Raw genomic sequence first — 17,647 nt, 5'->3', positions numbered from 1 at the left:
CTGATGCGACAACGACTTAGCGCCATTTGCCATCCTAGATCGATCCGGTATCTAGGTCAGCCCCAACTTATTTGCGAACAACGCCGAGTAGCCGAAATGCAAACCGAAACAACCCACCTGTCCCGCCTGGCCGAGAACACCAGCCGCTACGCCCGCTACTCCCGCAGCGCCGGGGGCCTGAGCCTGGTGATCGGCGGCGTGCTGTGCCTGGCCACGTTCATCATCGGCGCCACGGTCGAGCTGACCCCGGCCTGGCGCTACGCGCTGGTCGCCGCGCCGCTGCTGTGGCTGGCATCGAAGGAACTGCTTCGCGCCTTCTACTACCAGCGCGCGGGCGCAGTGCGCGAGCGGCTGTCCGACAGGCAGCGGCGCGGGCACTTCTGGATGGTGGCCTACCTGGCCGCGATGGCGCTGCTGATCATCGGCGGCGTCGCCTGGTCCGCGGGCGCACGCACCTGGCAGTGGCCGGGCATCGCCTACGTCGCGATCGTGGCGGCGATGCCGTTGGTCGCAGCGCGCTGGTTCTGGTCGACCGGCGACTTCCTGGTCGGCGTGCTGCTGGTCTGCCAGGCCGCGGTCGTGATCGTCGGCCTCAACTATCCCTGGTACTGGATCCTGATCGCCGGACTCTACGCCGCCATCGCGATCCCAACCGGCTGGCGCGAGCACCGCGACTACCTGCGACTGCGCGACGAACTCGGCCTGCGCAATGCCACACGCGGCGAGGCCGCCGGCGCATGAAGCACGAAACGCAGGATGCGATCGATGCAGTCCTCGCCGTCGACCGGCTGGTCCACGAGCCGGCGCGGCTGGCGATCCTCACCGTGCTCGGCGGCGCGGAGCTGGTCGAATTCGGCTTCCTCGAAACCGTGTGCCGGCTCAGCAAGGGCAACCTGTCGAGCCACCTGTCCAAGCTCGAGACCGCCGGGCTGGTGTCGATCGACAAGAGCTTCCGCGGCAAGCGGCCGCTGACGCGCGTGTCCATTACCGGCCAGGGCCGCGATGCGCTGGAGCGCTACCGCCGGCAGATCGCCGCCCTGATCAATTCCACTCCCACTTCGAACGAGGAGACACCCTGATGTCCACGCAGATCCTGTCCGCCGGTCTCGCCGCGCTGCTGCTCGCCGTGTCGATGCCCGGCCATTCCCAGGCCTCCACGACCGCCGTGCCCACCGCCGACGCGACGCCGCAGGACGCTCCCGCGATGCAGGCCGGGCGCGAGCTGTCGCAGCTGTTCCTGCAGGGCGACACCGACGCCGTGTGGGCGCGCATGTCGCCGCAGATGCAGCAAGCGCTGGGCAGCGCCGCCGCACTGGCGCAGTTCCGCGCGCAGGTGGGCCAGCAGCTTGGCGAGGAACAGGCGGTGCTCGACGAGTCGGTCGGCACCGACCAGGGCGTGCATGCCTACGTCCGCACCTCGCGCTGGAGCAAGCTGCCGGCGCCGATCCTGATGCACTGGGCGCTGGACGATGCCGGCAAGGTTGCCGGATTCAGCGTACAGCCCAAGCCGCAGGCCGCACCGTCGCCGCATCTGGATTACCAGACGAAGGCGCACATGCGGCTGCCTTTCGACGGCCAGTGGTACGTGTTCTGGGGCGGCCACGACATCGAACAGAACTACCACGCCGCCTCGCCGGGCCAGCGCTTCGCCTACGACCTGGTCAAGCACGTCGACGGCAGCAGCCATCGGGGCGACGGAAAGGCGCTGGAGGACTACTACTGCTGGAACGAGAAGATCCTCGCACCCGCCGACGGCACCGTGCTCGAAGCCGTCGACGGTCTGCCCGACCAGGCAATCGGCACCCGCAACACCGAGGCCATCGCCGGCAACCACGTGATGCTCGACCTGGGCAACGGCGAGTACGCGCTGTTCGCGCATCTGCGCCAGGGCAGCGTGGCGGTGGAAGCCGGGCAGGAAGTCGCTCCGGGCGACGAGATCGGCCGCTGCGGCAACAGCGGCAACACCAGCGAGCCGCACCTGCACTTCCACCTGCAGGACGCGCCGGTGTTCGGCGAGGGCGACGGCCTGCCGGCGTTCTTCGAGCACTACACCGCCGATGGCGAGGCGGTCGAGCGCGGCGAGCCGGTGAAGGGGCAAACGATCGCGCCCATGGACGACGGCGCATCGAAGTAGATGGCGGGTCGGCGGCAGAGAATTGAGATCGTTGATGGGTAGAGCGTAGCGAAACCCATCGGCACGCCACGCACCACAGACCACACGCCGCATCAACCCGGCGCCCGCAGCTCCTCGTACTCGCCATGCCTGCGCATGTAGGCATCTGCGTACGAACACCGCGGCAGCACCTTCAGGCCTTCGTCGCGAGCGTACCGCAACACCGCCTCCACCAGCTTGCCGGCGATGCCACGGCCGCCGATCTCCGGCGGCACTTCGGTGTGGTTGATGGCGAGGGTGCTGCCCTCGCGCTCGTACTCGACGAAGGCATCATGGCCGTTCTCGCTGACCATGAAGCGTCCGTGGTCGCGGTCGTGGCGGATCTCGCTGCCATCCACTCGTTGTTCTCCCGTCTGCGTTTCAGCGATTATCGCGCTTGCCCTGGTCGTGACGGCCCTCGGTGCCGATGCTGCCCTGGGTGGCCTGCAGCCGGCTCTCGGCAGCGTGCAGTTCGGCCGCCTTGGCCGCGGCCTCACCGGACTGGTAGCCGCCGTGGGCATTCACGTCGTGGCCGCCGTCGAGCTGCTGCCACGGTTGCAGCTGCCGGTCGTGTTCGTGCTTGGCTTCGAGCAGCTTGCGGGTGTTCTCCAACGCCTGTTCGGGGGTGATCGCACCCGACCTGGCGGCGCGCTTCCTGCGGGCCGTGGTCCTGGCCGTGGAACTGCGCTTGGCAGTCGGCTTCTTCGCGGTCGATTTCTTCGCGGCTGCCTTCTTCGTGGTTGTCTTCTTTGCAACCACCTTCTTTGCCGCCGGTTTCCTGGCCGCGGCTCTCCGCACGGTTTTCTTCGCCGCGGTCTTCCTGGCGGCCTTCTTCGCGGCTTTCTTGACGACCTTCTTCACGGCTTTGCCGGCTGTCTTCTTCGCAACCTTCCGCGCAGCCTTCTTCGGGGCGGCCTTCCGCGTCGAAGCCTTGCCTGTTGCCTTGCGGGCGGCGGATTTCTTCGCTGTCGGCTTCTTCTTCACCGCGACCGCCCTGGCTGCGGCCTTCTTCGCCGCGGCCTTCTTCACTACGGTCTTCTTCACTGCTGCCTTCTTCGCCGTCTTCTTCGCCGTCTTCTTCGCAGTGGTCTTCTTCGCCGTCTTCCCGGTCTTCGCCGCTGTCCGCTTCACGGTCCGCCTGGTCGCCATCTCGACTCCACGTTCGCTGGGGGATGCGGCAGGGATAGCATCGGCGCCATTCACTCCGGGTGAGCATCCACGCCGGCCTTTGGTTGTCATTCAGCGGCCGAAGCACGCGATTTGCTGACACATTGCGTCACCCGCCGGCGGCCGCTGGACCGCATCGGTGCGTTGGCACGCTTGCTGCTTCCCCTCATGCGGAGAGGAGGAGCCGACATGTACGAACAAGACGAGAACGCCGAGCACGAGGCCATGACCCGCCTGTTCGATCTCACCCGCAACGGCGAGACCGACAACTGCGAATACAGCCAGCTCGACTCGATGATCTACGGACGCCTGGAGCAGGCCTACGGCAGCGACGGCGCCGCCGCACCGCGGCCCGGTGCAGTCCAGGTCCAGACGGCCGCGGCCTGACCAGCCGGCCGTCGCGCCGCACTAGCCGAACGACGGGTTGGCCAGCGCCGACAGGAAGTGCGGCAACAGCGCCGGCTCCATGACCAGCGCGAACAGCACGCCGTAACCCGCGCCCCACAGGTGGGCGCTGTGGTTGACGTTGTCGGTGCCGCGCCGGTCCATCCAGATGCTGTAGCCCACGTAGATCACTGCGTAGAGGATGGCGGGGATCGGGATCGGGATGAAGAAGATGTAGATCCCGGTCCACGGCGCCATCAGGATGAAGGCGAACAGCACTGCCGACACCGCGCCCGACGCGCCGAGGCTGCGGTACTGCGCGTCATGGCGATGCTTGAGGTAGGTCGGCAGGATCGCGACCACGATCGCCGACAGGTAGAACAGCACGAAGCCGATCGCGCCGATCCGCCCCGTGAAGGCCTGCTCCACCGGCCTGCCGAAGAAGAACAGCGTGATCATGTTGAACAGCAGGTGGCCGAGGTCGGCATGGATGAAGCCGTGCGTGACCAGGCGGTCGTACTGCTTGTGGCGGTCGATCGCTGGCGGCCACAGGATCAGGCGGTCGAGCAGCTGCCGGTTGTTGAACGCCAGCCACGAGACGATGCCAGTGGCGATGACGATGACGAGAGTGATGGACAGGTTCATCGGAAAATATGCTTCCTCATGCGGGTTTGACCGTAGCTCCGGCTAGCTCCGGTAGTGGTCCTGCAGCGGGTAGCGCCTGGCGTACCAGGCGAACACCGCCGCTGCGATGAAGGCGAAGATTGCGAAGAAGAACATCAGGAACGCCGTCTCGCTCATCCCGGTCTCGGCGATGCGCGCGGTGACCGCCTCGTTGCGCACCGCGGCGTTGGTCAGCAGCACCCACAGGTTGCCGTAGGACACCGACAGCAGCCAGAAGCTCATGATCACGCCCTTCATCGACCGCGGCGCCTGGCTGTAGGCGAACTCCAGGCCGGTGGCAGACACCAGCACCTCGCCCATCGTCAGCAGCGCATACGGCAACACCTGCCAGGTGATCGACACCGCGTCGCCGCCGTCCATCCACAGCTGCAGCATGCCGGCCGCGATCCAGGCGGTACCGGAGAACGCGATGCCCGCACCCATCCGCCGCAGCGCGGTGACTTCCACGCCCGCGCGCCGCAGCAGCGGGTACAGCACCAGGTTGTTGAACGGGATCAGCAGCATCACCAGCACCGGATTCAGCGCCTGCATCTGCGCGGCGGAGAACCAGTCCGGCTTGGCCATGTCCTCGCCCTGCAACACCCAGGTCGAGGCCTTCTGGTCGAACAGCGACCAGAACGGGGTGACCAGGGCGAACACGATCAGGATCCGCAGCACCGCACGCGCGCCGTCGACCGCCTCGTCGGGGTGCACGCCGCGGGCGCGATCGAGCTGCATCGACGCACCGACGCCACCAAAGGCGATCACGAGCCCCAGCGCGACCAGCACCACGATCACGCCGTTGGCGGCCGCCGCCGACGCCGACTCGGCGCCGCCGATCACCCCCGGCAGCGAGGCCAGCGCCACCAGCGCCAGCACCGCGCCGAGGCCGGCGACGACCAGTCCCATGCGCCCGCTCCCGGGCGCGGACAGCGCGGTACGCACCACGCGCAGGAACGAGTGCGGGTTCGAGGTCGTCGGCGGCACGTGCACGTACTTGTTGCGGCCGGCCCAGAAGACCACCGTCGCCACCGCCATCAGCAGCCCCGGGATGCCGAACGCGACGCTGGGGCCGTACTCGCGCAGGAAGATCGGCATCAGCAACGAGGCGAAGAACGAGCCGAAATTGATGATCCAGTAGAAGGCGTCGTAGACGACCTTGGCCAGGTGCTTGTTGCTGCGGTCGAACTGGTCGCCGACGAACGCCGACACCAACGGTTTGATGCCGCCCGAGCCCAGTGCGATCAGGAACAGGCCGGTGAAGAAGCCGGTGCGGTTGCCCTCGAACAACGCCAGGCAGGCGTGGCCGGCGACGTACACCAGCGACAGCCAGAACACGGTGTTGTACTTGCCGAAGAAGCGGTCGGAGATCCAGCCGCCCAGCAGCGGGAAGAAGTACACCCCGATGACGAAGATGTGGAAGATGTCCTTGGCCGCGCCCTCGCGCATCGACTCGGGCAGGTACGCAAGCAGGATGCTGCTGACCAGGAACGGCACCAGGATGTTGCGCATGCCGTAGAAGCTGAAGCGCTCGCAGCCTTCGTTGCCGATGATGTAGGGGATCTGCCGGGGCAGCTTCGCGGGGTGGCCTGCGGCCGCGGCGGGTGTGGTCATCCGGGAATCTTGGTCTGGTCCAGGCGCCAAGCCTAACCGATGGCGCGCCGATTCCCGCGGCTTGGGCGGATATCGGCCCGGATGCGCGCGGCGGGGCCGATTCCGGCGCGATCGATCCGCTCAGCCGGGTCCGGTCAGATCCATTCGGCGAGTCCCTCGCGTGCGTACAGCTCGCGGAACGAGGGCAAGGCACGCATCCGCCCGGCCAGCGCGTCCAGGTGCGGCCACGCGGTCGCCGGGCGCGGCATGTGCCGCGACCAGCGCATCAGCATCGTCAGGTAGAAGTCCGCCGCGCAAGGCCAGTCGCCCAGCAGGTACGGGCCGTGCTGCGCGAGGTGGGCGTCGATCCGTGCCCATGCGGATTCGATGCGCACGCGCGTTGCGGCGTGCACCGCCTCCTCGCGGCCTTCGCCGGCCGGTTCATGCGGGTACCACCACATGCGGAACAACGGCTGCAGCACGTTGGCCAGGTGGAAGGTCCATTGCAGGAAATCCAGGCGCCGCGGCGCGTCGACAGGCGGCGACAGCCGCGCTTCGGGATGCGTGTCGGCCAGGTGCACCAGCAGCGCCGCCGCTTCGGCGTGCGGCCGGCCGTCGATCACCAGCGTCGGCACCACGCCGTGGGGATTGAGTTCGAGGTAGGCGGGAGACTTCTGTGCCCGCGATTCGAAGTCGACCAGCGACAGTTCGTGCGGGATGGCAAGCTCGATCAACAGCCAGTGCACCGCCATGCTGGCGGCGCCCGGCGAATAGTAGAGCGTATGCATGTGCCGTGCTCCGGGGGAAGCGACCGCCGCATTATGGGTGCCCGGTGCCTCGCTCGGCAAAGCCGCGCAATCACCCCGGAAATACCGGCATGGATCGAAATGCCAACCCGCGCCCTGCCCGTCCGCGCCCGTTGCGGCATCATCCACCCTCCACACGATTCCCGGGATCGACATGCGCCAGCCGCTGACCTTCGCCGCCCTGCTCCTCGCCCTCGCCCTGCCGGTACCGCCGGCCGCGGCGCAGGAGCAGCCGCTGACCACCGTGGCCGAGCGCTCGGGCTTCGTGCAGACCGGCCGCTACGCCGAAGTGGTCGAGCTGTGCGGCGCGTTCGCCGAACGCTACCCGGACGCCGTGCGCTGCATCGACTTCGGCACCACGCCCGAGGGCCGGCCGATGAAGGCGCTGGTGGCCACGCATACCGGCGCGTTCACGCCGGAACAGGCACGCGCGCAGGACCTTCCCGTGCTGCTGGTGCAGGGCGGCATCCACGCCGGCGAAAGCGACGGCAAGGACGCCGGTTTCCTCGCCCTGCGCCAGGCGCTCGAGGGCGAGGCCGCGCCCGGCGCGCTCGACCGCCAGGTGCTGCTGTTCGTGCCGGTGTTCAACGTCGACGGCCACGAACGATTCGGACGCTGGAACCGCCCCAACCAGCGTGGTCCCGAGGAAATGGGCTGGCGCACCACCGCGCAGAACTACAACCTCAACCGCGACTACGTGAAGGCCGATGCACCGGAGATGCAGGCGATGCTGGCGCTGGTCAACGCCTGGGACCCGATCCTCTACGTCGACCTGCACGTCACCGACGGCGCCAAGTTCCGCCAGGACGTGTCGTACCAGGTCGAGCCCGTGCACGCCGGCGACGCGCAGCTGCGCAAGGACGGCCTGGCGATGCGCACGGCGCTGGTGGATGCGGTCGCGGCGCAGGGGGCGCATCCGCTGACGTTCTACCCCTCGTTCGTGGAGGAAGACAATCCGGCCTCCGGCTTCGTCGACGGCGTCGCCACGCCGCGCTTCTCGCACGGCTATTTCCAGCTGCGCAACCGCTTCGGCCTGCTGGTCGAGACACATTCGTGGAAGGAGTACCCGGTGCGGGTGAAGATCACCCGCGACACCGTCGTCTCGCTGCTCGAGCAGGTGGCCGCGCACGGCCGCGACTGGCTGGACGATGCGCACGCCGCCGACGAGCGTGCGGCGCGGCTCGGCGGCAAACCGGTACCGCTTTCGTGGAAGGCGACCGACAAGGTGCGCACCGTCGACTTCCTCGGCTACGCCTACACGCGCACGCCGTCGGAGGTGTCCGGGGCGCTGATGACGCGCTACGACGAAACAACGCCGCAGTTGTGGAAGCTGCCACTGCGCGACGAGATCGTCCCGGACCTGAGCATCGTCGCGCCGGAGGGCGGCTACCTGGTGCCCGCCGCGCACGCGGCGTGGGTCGGGGAGAAGCTGACGCAGCACGGGGTCAAGTTCCGCGAATTGGATGCCGCCCTGCCCGCTGCGAAGGTCGAGGCGTTCCGTGCCGACGAGGCCACGCTCGATGCAGGCTCGGTCGAAGGCCACCAGCGCCTGGCTCTGGCGGGCGACTGGAAGCCGGAGACGCGCGACGTCGCCGCCGGCGCGCTGTTCGTCCCGATCGCGCAGCCGAAGGCACGGCTGGTGATGGCGATCCTTGAACCGCAGGCGCCCGACGCGCTCGCGGCCTGGGGCGAGTTCAACAACGCCTTCGAGCGCAAGGAGTACATGGAGCCGTACGTGGCCGAGGAAGTCGCCCGCGAGATGTTGGCGAAGGACGCGGCGTTGAAGGCGCGCTTCGAGCAAAAGCTGCGCGATGACCCGGAGTTCGCGGCAAGCCCGCGCGCGCGGCTGGACTTCTTCTACCGCCTGCATCCGTCGTGGGACGAGCGCTACAACCTGTACCCGGTGCTGCACACGGCCACGGTTCCCGACGGGCGCTGAGCAACAATCGCTCGTCCCGAGGTCGCGCGACAACCGGAGTCCGCATGCACGCCACCGCCTTCCCTTCCCTCATGCGCCTGCTGGCACTGGCATCGGCTTTCGTGCTGGCCGCCTGCGCATCCCTGCCTGATCCCGCCACGCGCGCGGACGAAGCTTCGCCGGCGATCACCCTGGTCACCCTCAACCTCTGGCACGACAAGGGCGACTGGCCCGCGCGCCAGCGCGTGATCGTCGAAAAGCTGCGCGATCTGCAGCCGGACGTCGTCGTGCTGCAAGAAGTCTTCCAGCACGAGGGCCTGCCCAACCAGGCGCGGACGCTGGCCGGGGCGCTGGGTTACGAGTACGTGTTCGCATCGGTCGACGCGGCCGACAAGCCCAAGCGCTTCGGCAACGCCATCCTCAGCCGCCATCCGATCCTCGCCCACGACTGGAAGGCGCTCGAGCCGCTCGACGACTTCCGCAACATCGTCCACGTGCGGCTCGCCGTGGGCGGTCGCGAGATCAACGTCTACGACACCCACCTGCACTGGACCGAAGGCGGCGGCGCGATCCGCGCGGAGCAGGTCGCCGACGCGCTGCGCTACATCGCCGCCACCGACGACGGCCTGCCTTCTGTCCTGGCCGGCGACCTCAACGCCTCGATGGACGCGCCGGAACTGCAGCCGCTGCTCGGCCCCTTCCTCGACGCCTACACGGCGATGCACCCGGGCATCACACCGGACGACCGCGCCCACGCCACGCTCGACCTTGCGCAGTACCCGCCGCGCCACATCGACCAGGTCCTGCTGCAGCGCGGCGCGTTCGTGCCGCTGGAGGCGGCGGTGATCCTCGACCGGCCCGATACGGAAGGCGTCCTTGCCTCGGACCACTATGGCGTGATGGCGAGGTTCCGCTTCGCGCGGCCGTAGGTCGGGGCTATGCCCCCGACGGCTTTTGATCTCGGCCGTGGGAGGCGCATTTGATTCGCAGGGCGTCGGGGGCGTAGCCCCGACCTACGGCGCCCGTGATTCCTGGGGCGCGGCCGCGATCCACGGGGAGTCGGCCACGTCGATGCGGTCGCGGCCACCGGCCTTGGCGCGGTACATGGCCGCGTCCGCGCGCCGCACCCAGTCGTCGGCGTCGACCAGCAGGCGGTCCGCCTCGGCCAGGCCGATGCTCAGCGTGCAGTGCTCGGCGGCGGCCGCTTCGCCACGCTCTTCCAGGAAGCGCGTGCGGATGCGTTCGGCCACCGTGCGTGCGCCGCGGACGTCGGCTTCGGCCAGCAGGACGGCAAACTCGTCGCCGCCGTAGCGCGCCGGGGTGTCGATCTCGCGCACCGACGAGCGCAGCACCCGGGCCACGCAACGCAGCACTTCGTCGCCGGTGCCGTGGCCGTGGGCGTCGTTGACTTCCTTGAAGTTGTCGACGTCGATCAGCATCACCACCGCTGGCCGGCGCGAGCGCAGGTAACGCGCAAGCTCGCTGTCGGCGACCTCGTCCCAGTGCCGGCGATTGGGCAGGCCGGTCAGCACGTCGATCCGGTTCAGGCGCTCGAGCTGCCGGTTCTGCCGCCAGACGCGCTGGCCGAGCGCATGGGTCACCATGCTCAGCGCCAGCGGGTAGATGAACATGAAAGGCAGCGAGGCGACGATGTTCGCCATGCTGCTCTCCAGGCGTACGGGGGGAAAACCCGAAAGCGCCCACACCACCAGGCAGGCGGCTACCTGCGCAGGGCCGGTACGCGCGAGGAAACGCCATCCGGCGACGCCGATCTTGTCGACGGTCAGCATCGTCAGCAGCAATGCGCTCGGCAGCAGGTTGAACTGCATCACCGCGACCCAGGCACCGCCAGCCGCGGAGTCCAGGACCAGGTTGCGAAACTCGGTACCGCGCGGGTCACGGCTGCGTCGCGCCAGCCACCACGCCACGTGCGGCCACGCGAGCCCGTTGAACAGCAGCAGGCCCCAGGCCCAGGCAGACGCATCGTTCGCGTACAGCACCGATGCGATCGGCAGCATGCCGAGAGCGAGCCCGAGCATGCGCATGCGGTGCATACGGTCGATGAATTCCCGGTCCCGGGATTCGGATAGCTGGGATTCGAGGAAACCCATCCGCGGTCGTCGCCCCCTGATCGGCCGGCCGTCACTGATCTGTCAGGATACCGGCCGTCCCATCGCGCAAATCTGCGCTACGTCACGCTGCGCCTGCGCCGGGGAGGCTTGTTCAGCATCCGGCGCGCTCCCAATTGCCGGTCTTGTACTCGGCCAGCACCCCAGCCTGCGTGAAGCACCACGGCCGACACCTCAGCTGACCAGCGCATACGGCCCGCCGCGGTCCATCGCCCGTACCCACGCCGGGCGGGCGTGGATGCGCTGCAGCCAGTCGCGCAGGCGCGGATGCGCGTCGAACCCCAGCCGCGCTTCCAGCGCCTCGACAGGGAAGCTCATCTGGATGTCGGCCGCGCTGAAGCCCGCGCCGCAGAACCAGTCCGCGTTCGCCAGCTCGCCTTCCAGGTAGCCGGCGTGCAGCTTGAGCTGTGGGCGGACAAAGCCGGCCAGCGCCTTGCCGGCAATGCCGCGCGCGACCGGTCGGGCGAAGAACGGCATCGGCGACTCGGCGACGCGCGAGAACACCAGCGAGAGGAGCAGCGGCGGCATCGCAGAGCCCTCGGCGTAGTGCAGCCAGTACCGCCAGCGCAGGCGCTCGCGGCTGCCGGGTGGCGGCGCCAGCACGTGCGCGGCATCGTGGCGTTCGACCAGGGCTTCGATGATCGCGCCGGATTCGGCCAGCACGTCGTCGCCGTCGACCACCACCGGCGACTTGCCGAGTGGATGGATCGCGCGCAGCTCCGGCGGTGCGAGCAGGGTCTCCGGATCGCGCTTGTACTTCACAACTTCGTAGTCGAGGCCGAGTTCCTCCAGCAGCCACAGCACGCGCTGGGAGCGGGAATTTTCGAGGTGGTGGACGGTGATCATGGGAGTCGCCTGTCGTCTGGCCGTGGTGCCGGGTGCGGGTTCCCCGCGGGAGCGCCCCATGGGCGCGATTGCCTTACCCGCGCCGGGATCGCGCCCATGGGGCGCTCCTACGAACCTTCGAGCGCTTCCCAGCGCGCATAGGCTTCGTCAAGTTCGGTTTGCGCCTCGGCGACGGCCGCGTTATGCGCCGTGATCGCCGCGCCGTCGCGCTGGTAGAACGCGGGGTCGTTCATTGCCGCGGTCAACTCGGCGATCCGCGCCTCCAGCGCTTCGATGCGCGCGGGGAGCTGCTCGAGTTCACGCGCCTCCTTGAAGCCGAGCTTGCGCTTGGCCTTCGCGGGCTTGGCGACCTCGGGATCGGCGACCTGCTTCGGCGCGGATTCGTTGCCCGTCGCCGCGGCCTGCCCTCGTGGCGGCTGGCCCTGCGTGGCGTGCTGCGGCCTCTGACGAAGCCAATCGCTGTAACCGCCCACGTACTCGCCGATGCGCCCTTCCCCGCCGTCCTGCATCACCAGGGTCGAGGTCACGACGTTGTCGAGGAAGTCGCGGTCATGGCTGACCAGCAGCAGGGTGCCCGCATAGTCGGCGAGCAGTTCTTCCAGCAGTTCCAACGTCTCGACGTCGAGGTCGTTGGTCGGTTCGTCCATCACCAGCAGGTTGGACGGCTGCGCGAACAGCTTGGCCAGCAGTAGCCGGTTGCGCTCGCCGCCCGACAGCCGCGTGATCGGCGCGCGCGCGCGCTCGGGCGTGAACAGGAAGTCCTGCAGGTAGCCGATCACGTGCTTGCGCTTGCCGCCGACCTCGACGAACTCCAGGCCTTCGGCGACGTTTTCCAGCGCGTTCCAGTCCTCGCGCAGCATGGCGCGGTACTGGTCGAAATAGGCGACCTGCAGCTGGGTGCCGATGCGGATCTCGCCGGCCTGCGGCTGCAGGTCGCCCAGCAGCAGCTTGAGCAGCGTCGTCTTGCCACTGCCGTTCGCGCCGACCAGGCCGATGCGGTCGCCGCGCAGGATGGTGGTGGAAAAGTCGCGCACCAGCGCGCGATCGCCGAACGAGAACGACACGTCCTTCGCCTGGATGACCTTCTTTCCCGAGGCGCCGGCCTGCGCGGTGTCCATGCGCACGTTGCCGACCTGCTCGCGCCGCTGCGCGCGCTCGACGCGCATCGCCTTGAGCCGGCGCACGCGGCCTTCGTCGCGGGTGCGGCGGGCCTTGATGCCCTGGCGGATCCAGATCTCTTCCTGCGCCAGCAGCTTGTCGAAGCGGGCGTTCTCCTGCGCCTCGGCGTTGAGGCGTTCTTCCTTGCGGCGCAGGTAGTTGTCCCAGTCGCCGGGCCAGCTGCTGACCTGACCGCGATCGATCTCGACGATGCGCGTGGCCAGCGCGCGCAGGAAGCGGCGGTCATGGGTGATGAACACCAGCGCGCCGCTCCAGCCCTTGAGGAAGCCTTCCAGCCAGTCGATCGCGGCGATGTCGAGGTGGTTGGTGGGCTCGTCGAGCAGCAGCACGTCCGGCGCCGACACCAGCGCGCGGGCCAGCAGCACGCGCCGCTTCATGCCGCCGGACAGGCGGGCGAAGGCGGCGTCGCCGTCGAGTTCGAGCCGGGCCAGGGTATCGACCACGCGCTGGTCCAGGCTCCAGCCGTCGGCGGCCTCGATCCGGCCCTGCACCGCCGCCAGCGCGGCCATGTCGACCTCGGCGGCATGCGCCAGATGGTGGTACTCGGCCAGGTCCGCGCCGACGCTGCCCAGCCCTTCGGCCACCACGTCGAACACACTGCCCTCGGCGCCGGCGGGGACCTCCTGCTCCAGCCGCGCCACGCGCACTCCGCCCTCGCGACGGACCTCGCCGTCGTCGGGCTTGAGTTCGCCATCCAGCAGGCGCAGCAGGGTGGACTTGCCGGCGCCGTTGCGGCCGATCAGGGCGATGCGTTCGCCGGCCTCGATGGCCAGGTCGACGCGTTCGAGCAGCAATGGGCCGCCGACGCTGTAGTCGACGGCGTTCAGGGAAATCAGGGGCATGCGCATAGTGTAAGGGGGTGCCGCCGCCAGGCACTATGCGGCCGCTCCGCGGCGGCGTACATTTGCGCGGCGTCAACCACCAACCAGCGGAGACCGCCATGGCCAAGGGCCTGGACAAGAAGAAGGAAGAGAAGAAGAAACCGGAGAAGACGCTGAAGGAAAAGCGCGCTGCGAAGAAGGAAAAGAAAGCCGGCCATTGAGCCGGCTTTTTTTTGGTCCTTCTCCTGTCCAGAGTGCGGCGGCCAAGCACGCGGTTGCGTGCGCGGGCTTCGGAAACAGCGGCATCCCGGTTTTTATCGGCGCCAAGATCAAGAGCTTTTTTCGGTTCGTCCGAAAGTTGGTGGGCGCCGGATACGAATGCCCTTGGGGCAAATGTCCCCCGGCGCCAGCCTGCGGCCGGCGCCTCCTCCTTGATTTTGCCCCAAGGGCATTCGCACCCGGCGTTCCGCCTTGCGCAGCGAAAAACAGGGTGCCGGCATTCCCGGCAAGCCTGCGATCAGGCCGGTGCGGCCGGCAGGCCTTCGGGACGAAATAAAGGGAGAGGCATTCGCCGCCAGGCGGATGCCGGAGGACATTCGTCCCGAAGCCCTGCCGGCCGCGCCGGAACCCTCAGTTTGCAGCGTGACGTGCGATCACGACCGGATTGCCGCAGGGAACCCGGCGCGGGACGCGCGGCGCGTAAGGGGCGTAGCCCGACCCACGACCTCCTTTTGCGCGATGTCGCGGGTCGCGCCCTGGTGCGCTCTTACTTCGTGCAGCCTTCGAGCTTCAGGCGCTGCCCCTGCCTGATGGCGTAGCGTGGGGCCTTGAGGTTGTTGGCCTTGGCCAGGACCTTGGTGTCGCACGAATAGCGGCGCGAGATCGAGACCAGGGTGTCGCCGCGCTCGACGTGGTGTTCGCGCGGCTTGCGGGCCGGGGTGGCGACGCCGGTGGCGATCGTCGTCGGGCCGGGCACCATCGCTGTCACGGTCGGCGAACCCGTGGCCGGACCGGCATCGCCGGCATGGACGATGGCGGCGGCCGGGTCGCTCATCACCAGCTGCTGGGCAAGCTCGGCACGGGCGCCGCCCACGCAGTAATGCTTGTAGAGGCTGGCGATCCGGGTGGTGGCGCGCAGGGTGGTGCCAGCGGGCAGCCAGCTGTCGGCCTGGTAGCGCGGATTGAGGTTGCGCAGCGCGCGCATGTACCCGTCGCGGGTGCGGCCGTTGCCCAGGCAGATGGTCAGTTCGTAGATCGAGGCCGGCTTCTCCAGCTCCAGCAGCGCGGGCCTGGTCTGCACGCGCGGGAAATGTAGGCCGTACTGCTTCGGGTGCAGGAACAGCCACGCCGCCGCGATCACCATCGGCACGTAGTCGCGGGTCTCGGCGGGGAACTGGTTGTAGATGTCGGCGTTCCAGAAGCCGCGGCCGTTGCTGCCCTCGTAGACGCGCCGCGCCCGGCCCTCGCCGCCGTTGTAGGCAGCCAGGGACATCTCGATGCTGTTGTTGAGCTGGCCCAGGCGTTCGTTGAGGTAAGCGGCGGCGGCCTCGGCGGAAGCGTGGGGGTCGTAGCGGGTGTCGAAGCCGGTGCCGTCCGGCCCCAGGCCGAAGCGCTTGCCGGTGGCGTACATGAACTGCATCGGCCCCGCGGCGCCGGCGCGCGAGGTGGCGTGCGCCTTGCCGTTGGACTCCTTGGCCATGATCCCGAACAGCAGCGCCTCGGGCAGGCCGGCGCGCTCGAACGAGGGCCACATGGTCTGGCGCAGGTATTCGTAGTTTTCGTAGCTGTCCATCAGCGACGGACGCATGTCTGTGAGCCAGCGGCGGATGCCGGCCTGCACGGCGGGGTTGTACTGCACCATCTCGTCGAAGCGATGGCTGTCATCGAGCAGCGCCGCCGCGCGTGCGGCCTCGGGCACGTCGGCGGCCAGGTCGGCCTCGCCGACGTGGTCCGGGTCTGCGTCCAGCGGGTCGCCGTCGTCCCAGTCCTCGCCCAGGCCCGCCTCGGCGTCTGCGCCGAGCTTGAGCAGGCGCTTGAAGACGGCGACCTGGTCGTTGACCTGGCAGCCCTTCTGCTTCAGACAGGCGGCGACCACGTCCTCCATGTCCTCGATCGCGGCGTTGCTCTCGTCCACGGCGCCCGGTTCGGCGTTGCCGATCTTCACCAGCGCCTCGCGGTAGCGCTGCTCGGCGGCGGCCATGCGCTGGTTGAGCGCCTCCACGGCGGCAGCGTCGCGCCTGGACAACGCAGCCGCGTCGAATGGCAGCAGGGACAGGGAAACCACGGCAACAAGGGCGGCCCAGCGGGCCAAAGTGACGACAAGGGCGTGCATGAGGTGCAAGGTCTTCGGCGAGAAGCAACGCGCAGGGTATCGTCGCGGCGCGGAGCGCGGCAACCTCACACGTTCGCTAGAATCCGTCCATCTCCAGCCGAGGCAACGCGATGGACCCCATTCTCGTCGGCAAGGCCGTCACCACGCCCGCTTCGCTGCCGGCCAGCCAGGGCAAGGTCTTCCTGCTGCCGAAGTTCGGCAACCGCCACGGGCTGGTGGCCGGCGCCACCGGCACCGGCAAGACGGTCACGCTGACGACGATCGCCGAGGGTTTTTCACGCATCGGCGTGCCGGTGTTCATGGCCGACGTGAAGGGCGACGTGGCGGGCCTCGCCGCGGCCGGATCGCTCAACGAGAAGCTGCAGGCGCGGATCGACGAGATCGGCATCGACGGCTACACGTCCGAAGCCAGCCCGGTGATCTTCTGGGACCTGTACGGCAAGCTCGGCCACCCGGTGCGCACCACGGTCAGCGAGGTCGGCCCGACCCTGCTGGCGCGGATGCTGGAACTCAACGACACCCAGTCGGGCGTGCTGGAAATCGTGTTCCGCGTGGCCGACGACAGCGGTTGGCTGCTGCTGGACCTGGAAGACCTGCGCGCGCTGCTCAACCACGCCGCCGAGGCGCGCAAGGAAATCTCGGCGCAGTACGGGCTGATCAGCACGCAGTCGATCGGCGCGATCCAGCGCGCGATCCTGCGCATCGAGTCGCAGGGCGGCGAACTGTTCTTCGGCGAGCCGGCGCTGGAGCTGTCCGACATCATGCGTACCACGTCGGACGGACGCGGGGTTATCGGCATCCTCGCCGCCAACCAGCTGATCATGAAGCCGCGGCTGTATTCGAGCTTCCTGCTGTGGCTGCTGTCGGAGCTGTTCGAACAGCTGCCGGAAGTGGGCGACCTGGACAAGCCGAAGCTGGTGTTCGTGTTCGACGAGGCGCACCTGCTGTTCGATGACGCGCCGGACGCGCTGCGCCAGCGGGTCGAACAGGTGGTGCGGCTGATCCGCTCCAAGGGCGTGGGCGTGTACTTCTGCTCGCAGTTCCCGGACGACGTGCCCGACGAGATCCTCGGCCAGCTCGGCAACCGCGTGCAGCACGCGCTGCGTGCGTTCACCCCGCGCGACCAGAAGGCGGTGAAGACGGCTGCCGAGACCTTCGTTTCCAACCCCGACCTGGACGTGGCCGAGGTGATCGGCAAGCTCGGCACCGGCGAGGCGCTGGTGTCCACGCTGCAGGACAAGGGCATCCCGATGCCGGTGGAGAAGACGCTGATCGCGGCGCCGCGCTGCCGGATGGGTGCGATCACCGACGCCGAGCGCGCGCAGGTGCGCGCCGGCAGTCCGGTGGGCGGCAAGTACGACACCGCGGTCAATCGCGAATCGGCGGCGGAAATGCTGGCCGCGCGCCGCGTCGCGGTGGAGCCGGACACCAAGGCGACGGACAAATCGTCGCGCACCGCGCAGGCCGACGATGGCGATCGCGGCATCGGCGACGTGATGAAGGATGCGCTGTTCGGCACCAAGCGCCGCCAGGGCATGATCGAGACCATGGCCAAGCAGACCGCGCGCACCGTGGGCAGCCAGATGGGCCGGAAGATCCTGCGCGGCCTGCTGGGCGGCATTTTCGGCGGCAAGCGTTAGATGAAGCCTGGGCAATC

Annotated in this window: 17 protein-coding genes; 8 read left to right on the top strand and 9 right to left on the bottom strand. The window is 68.6% G+C overall.

Annotation, left to right across the window (positions count from 1 at the left end):
* Positions 1–96: 96 nt before the first annotated feature.
* The 3 genes from ACFONC_RS15310 to ACFONC_RS15300 are packed head-to-tail and all read left to right on the top strand — an operon-like array spanning position 97 to position 2,134.
* Positions 97–741 (top strand): hypothetical protein, encoded by a 645-nt coding sequence (locus tag ACFONC_RS15310; protein WP_386745519.1) that lies wholly within the window; start codon positions 97–99, stop codon positions 739–741.
* Positions 738–1,079: a transcriptional regulator gene (locus ACFONC_RS15305; RefSeq protein WP_386745517.1), complete on the top strand. Its 342-nt coding sequence runs from the start codon at positions 738–740 to the stop codon at positions 1,077–1,079. The genes ACFONC_RS15310 and ACFONC_RS15305 overlap by 4 nt, the downstream gene beginning before the upstream one ends.
* Positions 1,079–2,134 (top strand): peptidoglycan DD-metalloendopeptidase family protein, encoded by a 1,056-nt coding sequence (locus ACFONC_RS15300; RefSeq protein WP_386745515.1) that lies wholly within the window; start codon positions 1,079–1,081, stop codon positions 2,132–2,134. The genes ACFONC_RS15305 and ACFONC_RS15300 overlap by 1 nt, the downstream gene beginning before the upstream one ends.
* Positions 2,135–2,226: 92 nt before the next feature.
* Here ACFONC_RS15300 and ACFONC_RS15295 read toward each other — a convergent pair whose 3' ends face one another.
* Together ACFONC_RS15295 and ACFONC_RS15290 are read right to left on the bottom strand one after the other, a co-directional pair.
* The gene (locus ACFONC_RS15295) at positions 2,227–2,466 is read right to left on the bottom strand and encodes a GNAT family N-acetyltransferase (RefSeq protein WP_386745538.1); all 240 of its coding nucleotides are present in this window, start codon (positions 2,464–2,466) and stop codon (positions 2,227–2,229) included.
* A gap of 67 nt (positions 2,467–2,533) precedes the next feature.
* A complete protein-coding gene (locus tag ACFONC_RS15290; protein ID WP_386745513.1) occupies positions 2,534–2,764 on the bottom strand; it encodes a hypothetical protein in 231 nt (76 codons plus the stop codon).
* Here ACFONC_RS15290 and ACFONC_RS15285 point away from each other — a divergent pair.
* Positions 2,754–3,419, top strand: a complete 666-nt coding sequence (locus tag ACFONC_RS15285; protein WP_386745512.1) for a hypothetical protein — start codon at positions 2,754–2,756, stop codon at positions 3,417–3,419. The two genes, ACFONC_RS15290 and ACFONC_RS15285, sit on opposite strands and share 11 nt — an antisense overlap.
* 89 nt (positions 3,420–3,508) lie before the next feature.
* Positions 3,509–3,706: a hypothetical protein gene (locus ACFONC_RS15280; protein WP_386745510.1), complete on the top strand. Its 198-nt coding sequence runs from the start codon at positions 3,509–3,511 to the stop codon at positions 3,704–3,706.
* A 21-nt stretch (positions 3,707–3,727) separates the two neighbouring features.
* Here ACFONC_RS15280 and ACFONC_RS15275 read toward each other — a convergent pair whose 3' ends face one another.
* From ACFONC_RS15275 to ACFONC_RS15265, 3 genes are all read right to left on the bottom strand, one after another.
* Complete coding sequence (locus ACFONC_RS15275) at positions 3,728–4,348, bottom strand: rhomboid family intramembrane serine protease (RefSeq protein ID WP_386745509.1); 621 nt, start codon at positions 4,346–4,348, stop codon at positions 3,728–3,730.
* Between the two features lie 42 nt (positions 4,349–4,390).
* Positions 4,391–5,980, bottom strand: a complete 1,590-nt coding sequence (locus tag ACFONC_RS15270) for a POT-type proton-dependent oligopeptide transporter (protein WP_386745507.1) — start codon at positions 5,978–5,980, stop codon at positions 4,391–4,393.
* A 134-nt stretch (positions 5,981–6,114) separates the two neighbouring features.
* A complete protein-coding gene (locus tag ACFONC_RS15265; RefSeq protein WP_386745505.1) occupies positions 6,115–6,747 on the bottom strand; it encodes a glutathione S-transferase family protein in 633 nt (210 codons plus the stop codon).
* A 172-nt stretch (positions 6,748–6,919) separates the two neighbouring features.
* Here ACFONC_RS15265 and ACFONC_RS15260 point away from each other — a divergent pair, with 172 nt between their 5' ends.
* Complete coding sequence (locus ACFONC_RS15260; protein WP_386745504.1) at positions 6,920–8,704, top strand: M14 family metallopeptidase; 1,785 nt, start codon at positions 6,920–6,922, stop codon at positions 8,702–8,704.
* 44 nt (positions 8,705–8,748) lie between these two features.
* Positions 8,749–9,612, top strand: coding sequence for an endonuclease/exonuclease/phosphatase family protein (locus tag ACFONC_RS15255; protein ID WP_386745502.1), 864 nt, complete (start codon positions 8,749–8,751; stop codon positions 9,610–9,612).
* Between the two features lie 84 nt (positions 9,613–9,696).
* Here the strand turns inward: ACFONC_RS15255 and ACFONC_RS15250 are convergent, their stop codons facing one another.
* The 4 genes from ACFONC_RS15250 to ACFONC_RS15235 all read right to left on the bottom strand — a co-directional run bounded on the left by ACFONC_RS15250 (position 9,697) and on the right by ACFONC_RS15235 (position 15,990).
* Positions 9,697–10,728, bottom strand: a complete 1,032-nt coding sequence (locus ACFONC_RS15250; protein WP_386745536.1) for a diguanylate cyclase — start codon at positions 10,726–10,728, stop codon at positions 9,697–9,699.
* Between the two features lie 258 nt (positions 10,729–10,986).
* Positions 10,987–11,658: a glutathione S-transferase gene (locus ACFONC_RS15245; protein WP_386745500.1), complete on the bottom strand. Its 672-nt coding sequence runs from the start codon at positions 11,656–11,658 to the stop codon at positions 10,987–10,989.
* A gap of 107 nt (positions 11,659–11,765) precedes the next feature.
* The gene (locus ACFONC_RS15240; protein WP_386745498.1) at positions 11,766–13,679 is read right to left on the bottom strand and encodes an ATP-binding cassette domain-containing protein; all 1,914 of its coding nucleotides are present in this window, start codon (positions 13,677–13,679) and stop codon (positions 11,766–11,768) included.
* Positions 13,680–14,424: 745 nt separating this feature from the next.
* Positions 14,425–15,990: a transglycosylase SLT domain-containing protein gene (locus ACFONC_RS15235; RefSeq protein WP_386745496.1), complete on the bottom strand. Its 1,566-nt coding sequence runs from the start codon at positions 15,988–15,990 to the stop codon at positions 14,425–14,427.
* 110 nt (positions 15,991–16,100) lie between these two features.
* Between ACFONC_RS15235 and ACFONC_RS15230 the strand changes: the two genes are divergently transcribed.
* Positions 16,101–17,630, top strand: a complete 1,530-nt coding sequence (locus ACFONC_RS15230) for a helicase HerA-like domain-containing protein (protein WP_386745494.1) — start codon at positions 16,101–16,103, stop codon at positions 17,628–17,630.
* The last annotated feature ends 17 nt before the right edge of the window (positions 17,631–17,647 follow it).

The organism is Luteimonas soli, from assembly GCF_042648865.1.
Taxonomy (GTDB): domain Bacteria; phylum Pseudomonadota; class Gammaproteobacteria; order Xanthomonadales; family Xanthomonadaceae; genus Luteimonas; species Luteimonas soli.
Note: the sequence above shows the minus strand (reverse complement) of the source record. Positions and strands in the feature narration are given on the sequence as shown.